At 60.2% G+C, this 13,345-nt stretch carries 13 protein-coding genes and 1 tRNA gene; 11 read left to right on the forward strand and 3 right to left on the reverse strand.

All coding sequences use genetic code 11. The features are described 5' to 3' along the window. Window positions 1-12: 12 nt before the first annotated feature. The 6 genes from gap to GRI38_RS03820 all read left to right on the forward strand — a co-directional run bounded on the left by gap (window position 13) and on the right by GRI38_RS03820 (window position 6,097). Window positions 13-1,023, forward strand: a complete 1,011-nt coding sequence (gene gap / locus GRI38_RS03795; protein WP_160681575.1) for a type I glyceraldehyde-3-phosphate dehydrogenase — start codon at window positions 13-15, stop codon at window positions 1,021-1,023. Between the two features lie 84 nt (window positions 1,024-1,107). Beyond that, window positions 1,108-2,310 carry a phosphoglycerate kinase gene (locus GRI38_RS03800; RefSeq protein ID WP_160681576.1) on the forward strand — a complete coding sequence of 401 codons (1,203 nt, stop codon included), beginning with the start codon at window positions 1,108-1,110 and terminating at the stop codon, window positions 2,308-2,310. A 310-nt stretch (window positions 2,311-2,620) separates the two neighbouring features. Then, complete coding sequence (locus GRI38_RS03805) at window positions 2,621-3,517, forward strand: fructose bisphosphate aldolase (RefSeq protein ID WP_160681577.1); 897 nt, start codon at window positions 2,621-2,623, stop codon at window positions 3,515-3,517. Next, window positions 3,514-4,146, forward strand: a complete 633-nt coding sequence (thiE, locus tag GRI38_RS03810; protein WP_160682451.1) for a thiamine phosphate synthase — start codon at window positions 3,514-3,516, stop codon at window positions 4,144-4,146. Before GRI38_RS03805 ends, thiE begins: the two co-directional genes overlap by 4 nt. Before the next feature lie 39 nt (window positions 4,147-4,185). Continuing rightward, window positions 4,186-5,403, forward strand: coding sequence for a L,D-transpeptidase family protein (locus tag GRI38_RS03815; protein ID WP_160681578.1), 1,218 nt, complete (start codon window positions 4,186-4,188; stop codon window positions 5,401-5,403). A gap of 1 nt (window position 5,404) precedes the next feature. Beyond that, complete coding sequence (locus GRI38_RS03820; protein ID WP_160681579.1) at window positions 5,405-6,097, forward strand: M23 family metallopeptidase; 693 nt, start codon at window positions 5,405-5,407, stop codon at window positions 6,095-6,097. Window positions 6,098-6,105: 8 nt separating this feature from the next. Here GRI38_RS03820 and GRI38_RS03825 read toward each other — a convergent pair whose 3' ends face one another. Further along, on the reverse strand, window positions 6,106-6,498 hold the full coding sequence (locus tag GRI38_RS03825) for an elongation factor P (RefSeq protein ID WP_202389831.1): 393 nt from the start codon (window positions 6,496-6,498) through the stop codon (window positions 6,106-6,108). A 102-nt stretch (window positions 6,499-6,600) separates the two neighbouring features. On the opposite strand from GRI38_RS03825, the gene efp reads away from it, so the two are divergent. The 5 genes from efp (at window position 6,601) to GRI38_RS03850 (ending at window position 11,398) form a co-directional block, all read left to right on the forward strand. Beyond that, the gene (efp, locus tag GRI38_RS03830; protein WP_160681580.1) at window positions 6,601-7,164 is read left to right on the forward strand and encodes an elongation factor P; all 564 of its coding nucleotides are present in this window, start codon (window positions 6,601-6,603) and stop codon (window positions 7,162-7,164) included. Between the two features lie 6 nt (window positions 7,165-7,170). Further along, complete coding sequence (locus GRI38_RS03835) at window positions 7,171-7,986, forward strand: inositol monophosphatase family protein (protein ID WP_160681581.1); 816 nt, start codon at window positions 7,171-7,173, stop codon at window positions 7,984-7,986. Window positions 7,987-8,065: 79 nt separating this feature from the next. After that, window positions 8,066-8,150, forward strand: a tRNA-Leu gene (locus tag GRI38_RS03840). A gap of 95 nt (window positions 8,151-8,245) precedes the next feature. Beyond that, a complete protein-coding gene (locus GRI38_RS03845) occupies window positions 8,246-10,051 on the forward strand; it encodes an SLC13 family permease (RefSeq protein ID WP_237487335.1) in 1,806 nt (601 codons plus the stop codon). A 15-nt stretch (window positions 10,052-10,066) separates the two neighbouring features. Continuing rightward, window positions 10,067-11,398, forward strand: coding sequence for an amidohydrolase (locus tag GRI38_RS03850; protein WP_160681582.1), 1,332 nt, complete (start codon window positions 10,067-10,069; stop codon window positions 11,396-11,398). Window positions 11,399-11,460: 62 nt separating this feature from the next. Here GRI38_RS03850 and GRI38_RS13905 read toward each other — a convergent pair whose 3' ends face one another. Both GRI38_RS13905 and GRI38_RS03855 read right to left on the reverse strand, forming a co-directional pair. Continuing rightward, window positions 11,461-11,634, reverse strand: a complete 174-nt coding sequence (locus GRI38_RS13905) for a hypothetical protein (RefSeq protein WP_202389832.1) — start codon at window positions 11,632-11,634, stop codon at window positions 11,461-11,463. A 22-nt stretch (window positions 11,635-11,656) separates the two neighbouring features. Beyond that, window positions 11,657-13,255, reverse strand: a complete 1,599-nt coding sequence (locus GRI38_RS03855; RefSeq protein ID WP_160681583.1) for an isocitrate lyase — start codon at window positions 13,253-13,255, stop codon at window positions 11,657-11,659. Window positions 13,256-13,345: the final 90 nt, after the last annotated feature.

Genomic DNA, 13,345 nt, shown 5'->3' on the forward strand with positions numbered 1-13,345 from the left:
GAGATACACTCAATGGCGACCAAAGTAGCAATCAACGGTTTCGGACGGATCGGGCGGCTCGTCGCACGCGCTTTGCTGGAGCGCGACGATCACGACCTCGAACTGGTCGCGATCAACGACCTTGCCGATGCGAAGGCCAATGCGCTGCTGTTCGCCCATGATTCGACGCATGGCCGCTTTCCCGGCGAAGTCACGTCCGACGGCGACAGCATCACCGTCAATGGCAAGAAAATCGCCGTAACGTCGGAGCGCAATCCCGGCGACCTGCCGCACAAGGACATGGGCGTCGACATCGTCATGGAATGCACCGGCTTCTTCCAGTCGGACGAGGCCGCACGGCCTCACATTACGGCAGGTGCGAAGCGCGTCGTCATCTCCGCCCCGGCCAAGGGCGTTTCCAAGACCATCGTCTACGGCGTCAATCACGACACGCTGACGGCCGATGACGACATCATTTCCAATGCGAGCTGCACGACCAACTGCCTCGCCCCGATCGCCAAGGTATTGAACGATACCGTCGGCATCGAGCGCGGGTTCATGACGACGATCCACAGCTACACCAACGACCAGCGGATGCTCGACCAGATGCATTCCGATATGCGCAGGGCGCGGGCCGGGGCGCAGAACATGATTCCGACGACGACCGGTGCGGCGCGGGCCGTCGGCCTCGTCCTGCCGGAACTGAACGGCAAGCTCGACGGCTCGAGCGTGCGCGTGCCGACGCCCAATGTCAGCCTCGTCGATCTCGTATTCGTACCGGGTCGCGACACCACGGCAGAGGAGCTGAACGAGGCGCTCAAGGCGGCTGCGGAAGGCAAGATGAAGGGCGTGCTTGACTTTACCGACCAGCCGCTCGTCTCCAGCGACTTCAACCACTATCCGGCCAGCTCGACCGTCGACAGCCTGGAAACCAGCGTCATGGAAGGAAAGCTCGCCCGCGTCGTATCGTGGTACGACAATGAATGGGGCTTCTCCAACCGCATGATCGACACGAGCGGCGTCGTCGCCGGTCTGATCGGCTAGGTCGTTTTGCTGCGGCCTGCCCGGAACGACCGGGCGGGCCGCGCCACCTTCCTCGATCAAAGCGGGGCGGGCAAAGGAGCATATATGGCGAATTTCAAGACGCTGGACGATTTGCCCGACGATCTCACCGGTAAGGTCGCACTGGTCCGGGTCGATCTCAACCTACCCATGCAGGACGGTTCGGCAACCGATGTGACGCGGGTCGAGGCGGTGAAGCCGACGATCCTCGAACTGGCGGACAGGGGCGCGAAAGTCCTGCTGCTTGCACATTTCGGTCGGCCCAAGGGCCAGCGACACTCGACCATGAGCACCAGCTTCGTGCAGGGCGATGTCGAGAAGGTCCTGGATCGGGAGATCATGTTCATTCCCGAAGTCATGGGGCCGGTGGTCGCGCAGTCGCTCGACATTCTGGACCGCGGCGACATCGGCTTGCTCGACAATGTGCGCTTCTGGCCGGGCGAAGAAGCGAACGATGCGGAATTCGCCGCCGGGATTGCCGCTCATGGCGACTTTTACGTCAACGATGCCTTTTCCGCGTCGCACCGCGCCCATGCCTCGACCGTCGGGCTGGCGCGGATCCTGCCGGCCTATTCCGGGCGGGCGATGGAAGCGGAACTGAAGGCGCTCGACGCGGCGCTCGGCTCGCCCGAACAGCCGGTGGCCGCGGTCGTCGGCGGGGCCAAGGTCTCGACGAAGCTCGACGTGCTCGAACACCTGGTGATCAAGGTTCAGCACCTCATCATCGGCGGGGGCATGGCGAACACCTTTCTCGCGGCGCAGGGCGTCGATGTCGGAAAGTCGCTGTGCGAACACGATCTGACGGACACCGCTTCGTCCATCCTCGACGCCGCAGACCGGGCAGGCTGCACCGTGCATTTGCCCTATGACGTCGTCGTGGCGCAGGAATTTGCGGCGAACCCGCCATCCCTGCGCACCTGCAACGTGCATGAGGTCGGGAAGGGGGAAATGATCCTCGACATCGGCCCGCAAGCCGTCGAAGCGCTGGCCGACGTCCTCAAGACCTGCCGGACGCTCGTGTGGAACGGCCCACTCGGCGCGTTCGAAACCGAGCCCTTCGATGCGGCGACGGTCTCGCTCGCCCGCACGGCCGCCGCGCTGACGAAGGAAGGCTCGCTCGTTTCGGTCGCCGGCGGAGGCGATACGGTCGCAGCGCTCGCCGCTGCCGGAGTGGCCGGAGACTTCACCTACATTTCGACGGCGGGCGGTGCCTTCCTCGAATGGATGGAAGGCAAGGAATTGCCGGGCGTCGCGGCGTTGCAGAATTGATGCGTAGCCAAGCCTGTCTCGACCACGTTTGCACGGCGTCAGGTGCTGCTAGACCCCTTCTCGACATCATTGTGATCTCTGCGGAACCGAGCGGCGGGTCGCGCCTTTCATAAGGGGAAAAGGCAAGGATATTGAAGCACTTGGGCCAAGCGCGTCGAAGCGACAACGACACCCAAGTGTGACTTTTGCAAATTGTCCGCTGCTTGTCCCGGTAACGGACATCGGACCGGGCGAAGCTTGATGGATGAGCGGCGCAGGACTACCCGCCCGGCCAGGATGAAACGGTTTTGAACAGTTACGCGAGGAACGCATGAATACGCAGGAAATGACTGAAAAGATGGCAAAAGGCGAGGGCTTCATTGCCGCTCTCGACCAGTCCGGCGGATCGACGCCCAAGGCGCTCGCGGCCTATGGCGTCAGCGAGGACGAATGGTCGGGCGAGGATGAGATGTTCGCCCGCATTCACCAGATGCGCTGCCGGATTGTGACTTCACCCAGTTTCGGAAATGGCAAAGTTATCGGCGCGATTTTGTTCGAGAAAACCATGGAGGGCTGCACCGATGACGGCTCGCCGATTCCCGAATTGCTGTCGCGCCGGGGCATCGTGCCGTTCCTCAAAGTCGACAAGGGAATGCACGATCAGGAGAACGGCGTGCAGCTCATGAAGCCGATCCCCCAGCTTGAAGAAATGTGCCAAAAAGCAAAGGGTTATGGCGTTTTCGGGACGAAGATGCGCTCCGTCATCCACGAAGCGAACGACGAAGGCATCAAGGCGAATGTCGCGCAGCAGATGGATTACGGCCTCCGAATCCTGGACAATGGTCTCGTTCCCATTCTCGAACCCGAAGTCTCGCTGAAAAGCAACAGCCGGGCTCAAGCCGAAGCGCTTCTACTGACGCACATGCTCGACGAATTGAACCGCGTGCCGGACGGCAAGCATGTCATGCTGAAGCTGACGATCCCGAGCGAAGCCAATCTTTACAAGCCTTTGGTCGATCATCCTAAAGTACTCCGCGTGGTGGCGCTGTCGGGTGGCTACAGCCGTGACGAAGCGTGCCGGGAGCTGAGCAAGAACGAAGGCGTCATCGCCAGCTTCAGCCGGGCTCTGCTTGAAGTGCTCGAGGCTCACATGGACGATGAGCAGTTCGATCAGGCATTGGGCAATGCAATCGACGAGATTCAGTGCGCCTCGATGGAGCCCGCCTGACCTTGCCGAGGGAGCTTCCCTGCCAGTTATACTTGATATCGCCGCTGGAAACCGGCGGCGATTTTCCCGCCCGGCTCGAACGTGCGCTCGATGCCGGGCCGGTGGCTGCGTTCCAGTTTCGCGTCAAGGGCATCGATCAGCACGAGGCCGCTCGACTGGCCGAACCGCTGCAAGAGATTTGCGCCGCTCGCGACGTTGCCTTCATCGTCAATGACAGCATTGCGCTCGCCAAACGGCTGTCCGCCGACGGTGTGCATCTGGGGCAAGGGGACGGCACCGTGGCCGACGCGCGAGAGGCGCTGGGAAAGCAGGCGCAGATCGGCGTCACCTGCAAGGATAGCAGGCACCTTGCCATGGAGGCTGGCGAGGCCGGCGCCGATTATGTCGCTTTCGGCTCCTTCTTCGCGAGCGACACGAAGAAAAGTGACGCGCGACCGGAACCCCAGATTCTCGCGTGGTGGCAATCGCTGTTTGAATTGCCCTGCGTCGCAATCGGCGGGATAACACCAGAGAATTGCAAGCCGCTCGTTGAGGCAGGTGCCGATTTCCTGGCGGTAAGCGGAGGCGTCTGGAACACGGACGAAAAACGCGCTGTTGCTGCTTTTGCGGATATTTTCGCTTCTTCCTAGGTTTACGCTCCAAAGGCCTGTCAGCTTTTGGAGAATTCGATGCGTACCCTCTTTGCTGCAATATCCGTTCTCGCGCTCGCGGCGTGCGACCTGAACGGTACCGACCGTTACAAGGAAGAAGAGCAGGATACCGCGCCAACCGAACAGGCCGAGGCGGATAATCTCGCGGATTCGATGGCGTCGAACGATACGCGCAATGGACAGTCTGCAACCGAAGTTACCATACCCGACAGCGAGGAACGCCCGATGATGCAGGCGCAGGTCGTCCTCGATCGAAGAGGTTTCGGGCCCGGCGTAATCGACGGCAAGATGGGTCAGTCGACCGAAAACGCCTTGCGCGGCTTTCAGGAGGCGAATGACCTGACCGTGACGGGGGAGTTGGACGAGCCTACGAAACAGGCGCTTGCCCGATGGGATAACATTCCTGCCACACGTGTCGTCACCATACCGGCAAACTGGGGCCGCATCTCCTACACCGACATTCCCGATGAGCCTGCAGAGCAGGCGAAGCTCGACCGACTGGGCTACGAGAGCCTGGACGAGAAACTGGCCGAACGGTTTCACACGACGGTCGATGTTCTGAAGCGCCTCAACCCGAACGGTCGCCCGGCAGGGATGACTGTCGCCAATCAGGGTGAAAATGGTGCCCAATCAGAGACCGACGGAAGCGCGTCTTCGCGGACGAGTTCGCAAGGCAATGGAAGCAAGACCGATAGCTACTTTACGGCCGGTCAGCAGATCAGGGTACCCAATATTGGCGCAGATCGCATCGCGCCGGGTGCGGTATCGGACAAGGGGTGGCAACAGACGCTTGCCGCACTCGGCGTCGGCACCGAGCAACCCGACGTCGCGCGGATCGTGGTCAGCGAAAGCGCGGGGACTTTGCGAGCCTTCGATGCGCAGGACAATCTTGTCGCCCTGTTCACCGTTACGACTGGAAGCACCAATGATCCGCTTCCGATAGGCGAGTGGAAGATTAACGGGGTCGGTCATAATCCCGAGTTCTCCTACGATCCCGACCTCTTCTGGGATGTCCCGGATAGCGAGGAAGATCAGCAGCTGCCGCCGGGGCCCAATGGACCGGTCGGTGTGGTCTGGATCGACTTGACGAAGGAGCATTACGGCATCCATGGTACGCCGGAGCCGCAGACCATCGGTCGTACGCAAAGCCACGGTTGCGTGCGCCTGACGAACTGGGATGCGGCAAGACTAGCGGAAATGGTGTCGAACGATACGCAGGTGATTTTCGAAAGCTGACATGGCGTTACCGATTGTAGACCGGATGCTGACGATCGTTGCCACGGCAACGCTCACTTCGGCTGTCTGGATCATTTTTGGCGGCACGCTCATGGAAAACGCTTCGGGCGAAAGCCAGCGCGATAAGACCCGCCCCGCAGAAGCGGTTGGACAATCGCCGCCAGCAGCGCAACTGACGGAGGCCGCGATTTTATCCGGGAGTGCGCCCAATCCGGTCCTCGACCGAGAAGCGCCGGTCGCACCTTCGGCGGACGAGACTCGTAACCTGCTCGTGCCGGTATTGAACATCAGGCGCAGCGATCTGGTCGACACCTACGAACACTCCCGCGGCGAAGGCGAACGTCTGCATGAAGCGATCGATATTATGGCCCCGAAGGGCACGAGCGTCGTCGCTGCCGGGCCGGGCACGATCGAGCGACTGTTCTTCTCCGATCGCGGCGGGAATACGATCTACGTTCGCTCGCTCGACGGTCGAACCATTCACTATTACGCCCATCTCGACGATTATGCGCGGGGACTTCGCGAAGGACAGCGAATAACGCGAGGTCAGCGGCTCGGAACGGTCGGCAGCAGCGGCAATGCTGAGGCGGACGCACCTCATCTGCATTTCCAGATCTTGCGGACGACGCCAGAAAGCGAATGGTGGGAACCGGCGTCTCCGATCAATCCCTATCCCTTGCTGAGCGGGTCCTGAAAGCCCTCTTACCGCGAGTTTACCCGACGGCTGCAGCGCATTCTGCCAAGTTCGCCGTCATTGCCGATTTCGCGCAGGCGGTTCATCGTTTCCCTTAAAAACGTTCGTCCCTTCATGGGTCCTCGCGTGAAACGGACGTTGTCTCCGGCGAGTAAATAGGTCCCGCGACCTTCGGGTGTGCGATAGCTGGACCCGTTCACGATCCGGAAGTTTGCTTCGTCGCGCTCGATCCAGGCCTTGCCGCCCGCATATCCCGGGACGCCGCAGACGTAATCGCCGCGCGGGAGCGTTCCGAGGGAACCGCCGGGCGCAGCATGGAGCGGCGCGTATGCAAGACTGGCGCTCGCCACGACGGCTGCGGCAAGCGCCGGCGCGCTTCGAATGCTACTTGCTCGCGCCATACTCATCTCCCGGCCGCTTGCTCCTGTCTGACCGAGCGGCTAAGGCGCGCTCGTGCTCACCGCCGATATAACGTTCGGCAGCGTCTTTATGAAGGTTTTTCCATGAAAATTAGCGGCGTGGACATTCGTCCCGGCAACATCATCGAATACGAAAACGGCATCTGGAAGGTTGCCAAAATACAGCATACGCAGCCTGGCAAGGGCGGCGCCTACATGCAGGTCGAGATGAAGAACCTCGTTGACGGGCGCAAAACCAATGTGCGCTATCGCAGTGCCGATACGGTTGAGAAGGTGCGTCTCGACACGAAAGAGTTCCAATATCTTTACGCCGAGGGCGACATGCTCGTCTTCATGGACCAGGAAACCTACGAGCAGATCGAACTCCCCTCCGATCTGTTGGGCGATGCCGCCGCATTCCTCGATGACGGAATGCAGGTCACGCTCGAAATGCACGAGGAAAAACCGATCAGCGTCGCCTTGCCCGAACAGGTCGAGGCCACCATCGTCGAGGCCGACGCCGTCGTGAAAGGCCAGACCGCCTCGTCCAGTTACAAGCCCGCCGTTCTCGAGAACGGGGTGCGCGTTATGGTTCCGCCGCATATCGAAAGCGGCACGCGCATTGTCGTCGATGTTTATGAGCGCACCTATGTCGGGAAGGCAGGCTGATCCGTCATGGCAATGCCAGGCCTCGTCAAAGTCATGGAGCGCGCCGCGCGCAAGGCGGGCCATCGCCTGCGTCGCGATTTCGGCGAAGTGGAACATCTTCAGGTAAGCCGTAAAGGTCCCGCTGATTTCGTTTCGAAAGCCGACCAGCGTTCGGAGCGGACCTTGTACGACGAACTGCTTCACGCGCGCCCCGACTGGGGGTTCGTGCTGGAGGAAGCCGGGACGATCGAGGGCGATCCGTCCAGCCCCCGCTGGATCGTCGATCCGCTCGATGGTACGAGCAACTTTCTGCACGGCATTCCACATTTTGCGATATCGATTGCCGTTCAGGAGCCCCGCCCGGGCGGCGGAGGTTGGGGCGATCTCGTTGCGGGCGTCATATATAACCCGGTCACGGACGAGACCTTCTGGGCAGAAAAATCGCGCGGCGCATGGCTGCATGACGGGCGACTGCGCGTCTCTTCGCGCAAGCAATTGTCCGAGGCGCTCATTTCGACTGGGATGCCCTTTTCGGGTCACGGCGATTTCAGCGAATGGAGCCGTATCTTCGGCGCCATCGGGCCGAATGTAGCTGGCATTCGCCGCTACGGCGCTGCGTCCCTCGACCTCGCATGGCTTGCGGCAGGCCGGTATGACGGGTTCTGGGAAAGCGGTCTCAATGACTGGGATACTGCGGCAGGGTGCCTGATCGTGAGAGAAGCTGGCGGCTTCGTATCCGATTTTCGGGGCCGATCGCAGCCGATCCATTCAGCGCAGATACTGGCAGCGAACGATGTCCTGCACAGCCGCCTGCACAAATTGCTCGCGAACGCGCTGAAGTAGTCTCTCTCCTCGCCTCTTGCGGCAAGATCGCACTTGCCTGAGGTTGCCGGGCAGGCTACCTCGCCCGCGTTCCATGGGAGCCCCTGTGGTGGAATTGGTAGACGCGCTCGACTCAAAATCGAGTTCCTAACGGAGTGCCCGTTCGAGTCGGGCCAGGGGCACCATCTCCCGTTCATTGCGCGCGATACCGCTCCAATCCTGCCTTGTTGGCAAGGAGATCGCCTGATAATGACAGGCTGAAATGGTATGGAATTAAACGATGCTGCTGCCTGGTCTCCCATCGTTCCATGCTCTTGCGGCGATGATCCTGACGATCGCCATGTTCATCGGGTTTGCACGCGGTAAGCTATCCGTCGAAATCGTATCGCTCATGACGATCGCGGTCATCGCGGTCGGGCTATACTTCTTTCCGCTTGAGGGGATGGGCCCCGCGGATGGCCTCCAACTCGCCTTTTCCGGTTTCGGTCACTACGCGCTGATCACCATCTGTGCGCTCATGATCATGGGCCGCGGACTGGTCGTGACCGGTGCGCTCGAGCCGGCAGCAAGGTTTCTGGAGCGCGTCTTCAAGATTAACCTGCAACTCGGCTTGCTGGTCTCGCTTATCATCGCGTTCACCCTGTCCATGGGCGTCAACGACACCCCGGTGCTGGTCCTGCTACTGCCAATTTTCGTAAGCCTCGCTGCACGCGGCGCAATGCCGGCATCCAAGACGCTCATTCCGCTCAATGCTGCCGTGCTGATCGGCGGGATGGCGACGACTATCGGCACCTCGACGAACATTCTCGTAGTCTCCATCGCCCGCGACCTCGGAATGCCGTCGATGCCGGTATTCCACTTCACACCCATCGTTCTCTTCGCCTCGATGTTCGCGCTTCCCTACCTGTGGCTGGTGATGCCGCGGCTCCTCAAAGACAACCGCGTCGATGTGAGCGGTCAGCAGCGACGCTTCCACGCGCGGCTCCGCGTCGGCGATGACGGGTTTCTCGAAGGTAAGCAGATGGACGAGATACTGGCCCGCTTGCCGAAGGAGATTGAGTTCCACAACGCGCCGAAGGGCGAGATACAGGCGCTCGACCGGCTGCATGTTTCCGGTCCCCACGAAGCCATCGAAGCCGCCTCGCGCGAATTGCGCGGCGAGGTTGCGCCGTCCTGGGTGCTCGACCGCATCAAGCGTCAGGCCAATGCGCTCGGGCAAGACATTTCGGTGGTCGAAATGACCGTCACCGGGGACTCGCGCCTTATCTCGCGAACCCTTCCAACGTCAGGCATCGCCGACCTTTATGGCGTTGCCGTTCTCGGCATCCATCGCCCCAACCGGTTGATCGGGCAGAAAGACGAATACAGCGATGGTGGCGACATGCGGATCGGGGAGGGCGACGTCCTCCTGGTCATGGGGTTGCCGGAGAACCTCTCGGAATTCGCGCGTTCGGACAGTCTTTTGATACTGGAAGGCGTGCGGGAACTACCGCGGCGTTCCAAGGCAGTGCTGTCAGCCGTCATCATGACGGGTTCCGTGGGCACGGCTTCGATCGGATTGCTGCCAATCGCTATATCCGCGCTGGCCGGCGCGATCCTCATGTTCGTGACCGGCTGCGTGAAGTTCGATCGCGTCGGACGGGCCCTTTCGGCAAAGGTCATCGTGCTGGTGGCCGCCAGCATCGCGATCGGTCGCATTATCCTCGAAAGCGGAGCTGCGGGGTGGCTGGGGCAGGTCTTGTCGATCGGCCTGCAATTTCTGTCGCCCGCAGCGGTTCTCGCCTGCATCATGCTGTTCGTCACGCTCCTGACGAACTTCGCCTCGAACGCGACAGCTGCAACTGTCGGAACGCCGATCGCTTTCAACATCGCCTCGCAACTCGGCCTTCCGCCCGAACCGCTGATCTTGGCCGTGCTGTTCGGCTGCAACCTTTGCTATGCGACACCGATCGCCTATCAGACGAACATGCTGATTATGGCCGAGGGAAGCTACGAGTTCAAAGACTACATCCGTACCGGCGTCCCGCTCGTCGTGCTGATGGTTGCCGTGCTGTCCTTTGCACTCGTCACGACATACGAAATGTAGGAAGGGATTTCGCCGATGTTCTCGAAAACGGTTCTGACATTGCTCGGTTCGGTCGCCCTTGCCGCACCGCTTCAGGCGAACGAATTGCGCGAGGCGGTGGCTGACGACATGCCCGCCTTGATGGAGCTCTATCGCGACCTTCACGCAAACCCCGAACTGAGCATGCAGGAGTTCGAAACATCGGCCAAACTGGCTGATCGCATGCGAGCGATGGGCTTCGAAGTGACCGAGAAAGTGGGCAAGACCGGCGTAGTCTCCGTACTGAAAAACGGCGAAGGACCAACCGTGATGCTGCGCGCCGACATGGACGGTCTGCCGGTGACGGAACAGACAGGTCTGCCTTTTGCCTCGACGAAGCGAGGCACGCCCGTCTCCGGGGTCGAAAGCGGGATCATGCACGCCTGCGGACATGATACGCACATGACCGCATTTATCGGCACGGCGCAGCAACTGGTCGAACGCAAGGACGACTGGTCCGGGACGCTGGTGATGATTCTCCAACCCGCCGAGGAGACTGGCGAAGGAGCGAAGGCCATGCTCGAAGACGGGCTCTATACGCGTTTTCCGAAACCCGATTACGCGATCGCCTTTCACGACGCGGCGCAGTTTCCTGCGGGAATGATCGGATACTCGCCAGGCTATGCTCTTGCCAATGTCGATAGCGTCGACATTCTCGTGAAAGGCGTCGGCGGCCACGGGGCCTATCCCCATACGACGAAGGACCCCATCGTTCTCGGCAGCGCCATCGTCATGAAGCTGCAGACATTGGTCAGCCGCGAGAGTTCGCCGCTGGACCCTGCCGTGGTCACGGTCGGGAGCTTTAACGCCGGAACGAAGCACAATATCATTTCCGACGAGGCGAAACTGCAATTGACGGTCCGCTCCTACAGCGATGAAAGCCGCGAACTGCTGCGGAACGGAATTGCCCGTATTGCTGAGGGTGAAGCAATCGCTGCCGGTATGCCGGAGGATCGGATGCCGCTGGTAACGTTTCGCGATGACGAATTCACGCCGTCCACCTTCAACAGCGTCGATTTCACCGAAGAAATGATGGCCAAAATGAGGGCAAATTTCGGCGAAGAGCGCGTCATGCAGGTTCCCTCCGTCATGGGTGGCGAGGATTTCGGTCGTTTCAGGCGCGAAGACCCCGACGCCATCGAATCGCTGATCTTCTGGGTCGGTGGTGTTCCCGAAGATCGGTTCGCCGCGGCGCAAAGAGGCGAAGCGCAACTGCCTTCGCTGCACTCACCGTTCTGGGCACCGGACGCGGAGAAAGTGATTTCAACCGCAGCCGAAGCGATGACACGCATGACGCTCGACATCATGACGCCCGCAAACGGAGGCTGAAAAGAAAATGGCCGCGGCAGTCAAACTGCTCGCGGCCAGTCATCCTCTCCAAAAGGAATGCGTTAAGTATAATTACCTAGACGGTGATGCAAAGCATTAATTTTAGCCAGCTGCTCGCGATCGTCGATCGTTCGTGCATGGCTGGTCAAGGCTTCACGCAACAATCGGAAATCCGATGTCGAAAGCAGGGCGCGGGCACGCCCCGGTTCCGGCTTTTTCGTTTCTTCCTCGCTCATCGTCATTTCCTCTCTGACTTCGTTATCCGGCGGCGAACTGGTTCATCGTATTATGAGCGCCGCCCGCCTTCAAGGCCGCATCGCCGGCGAAGCTTTCCTTGTGGTCGTCGCCAATATCCGAGCCAGCCATGTTCTGGTGCTTGACGCAAGCGATGCCTTCGCGAATTTCCTTTCGCTGCACGCCCTTGACGTAGCCCAGCATACCGGCCTCGCCAAAATATTCCTTGGCGAGATTGTCGGTGCTGAGTGCCGCCGTGTGATAGGTCGGCAAAGTGATGAGATGATGGAAAATTCCGGCCTGCGCCGCCGCATCCTTCTGGAAGGTCCGGATACGCTCGTCGGCTTCGGCTGCTAGTTCCGTGTCGTCGTATTTCTCGTTCATCAGACGCTCGCGCTCGTAATTGCTGACATCGCGGCCTTCTTCCTGCCATGCATCGTAAACCTGCTGGCGAAAATTCAGCGTCCAATTGAAGCTCGGCGAATTATTGTAGACGAGTTTTGCATTAGGGACGACTTCGCGAATGCGGTCGACCATGCCACCGATTTGACCGATATGCGGCTTCTCGGTTTCGATCCACAAGAGGTCGGCGCCGTTCTGCAGGGATGTGATGCAGTCGAGGACGCAGCGGTCTTCACCGGTTCCCGGGCGGAACTGATAAAGGTTTGATGGCAGGCGCTTGGGTCGCAACAGTTTGCCCTCGCGACTGATGAAGACCTCTCCGTTCTTGACGTCGGCCGCGTCAACTTCATCGCAATCAAGAAAAGAATTGTACTGGTCGCCCAGGTCGCCGGCCTCTTCGACATAGGCGATCTGCTTCGTCAGTCCCGCGCCGAGCGAATCGGTCCGAGCAACGATAACCCCGTCTTCGACGCCCAGTTCCAGGAAAGCGTAGCGAATTGCCCGGATCTTCTGCAAAAAGTCCTCGTGCGGAACCGTTACCTTGCCGTCCTGGTGGCCGCACTGCTTCTCATCGGAGACCTGATTCTCGATCTGGAGCGCGCAGGCGCCTGCTTCAATCATCTTCTTCGCGAGCAGGTATGTCGCTTCCGCATTGCCGAAGCCGGCATCGATATCGGCAATAATCGGAACGACATGCGTTTCGTAATTGTCGATAGCGTTTTCGATCCGCTTGGCTTCCATTTCGTCGCCCTTCTCCCGTGCGGCGTCGAGATCACGGAACATACCTCCAAGCTCGCGGGCGTCAGCTTGCTTGAGGAAGGTGTAGAGCTCACCGATCAGGCTCGGAACGCTCGTTTTCTCATGCATCGATTGGTCGGGCAGGGGGCCGAACTCGCTGCGCAAGGCCGCGACCATCCAGCCAGAAAGGTAGAGGTAACGGCGCTCGGTCGATCCGAAATGCTTCTTGATGCTGATCAGCTTCTGTTGGCCGATGAACCCGTGCCAGCATCCTAGCGACTGAGTGTATTGCGCCGGATCGGCATCGTATGCCGCCATGTCCTCGCGCATGATCTTCGCGGTGTAGCGCGCGATGTCGAGCCCGGTACGAAAACGGTTTTGCAACTGCATCCGTGCAGCCGCTTCCGCATCGATTGCGCTCCAGGAACTGCCCTCCTTGGAGATCAGGCTTTCGAGATGGCTTGCTGTGTTTTGGTAGGTCATAGTGTTCCCTCAAGAATCTTAGTGACTGGGTTGACCGTTGCTTAATCTGCCGGGGTGTCAGAACCGAAGGAAATTTACATAAAAGCTGTG

This window comes from Parapontixanthobacter aurantiacus (genome assembly GCF_009827635.1).
GTDB lineage: Bacteria > Pseudomonadota > Alphaproteobacteria > Sphingomonadales > Sphingomonadaceae > Parapontixanthobacter > Parapontixanthobacter aurantiacus.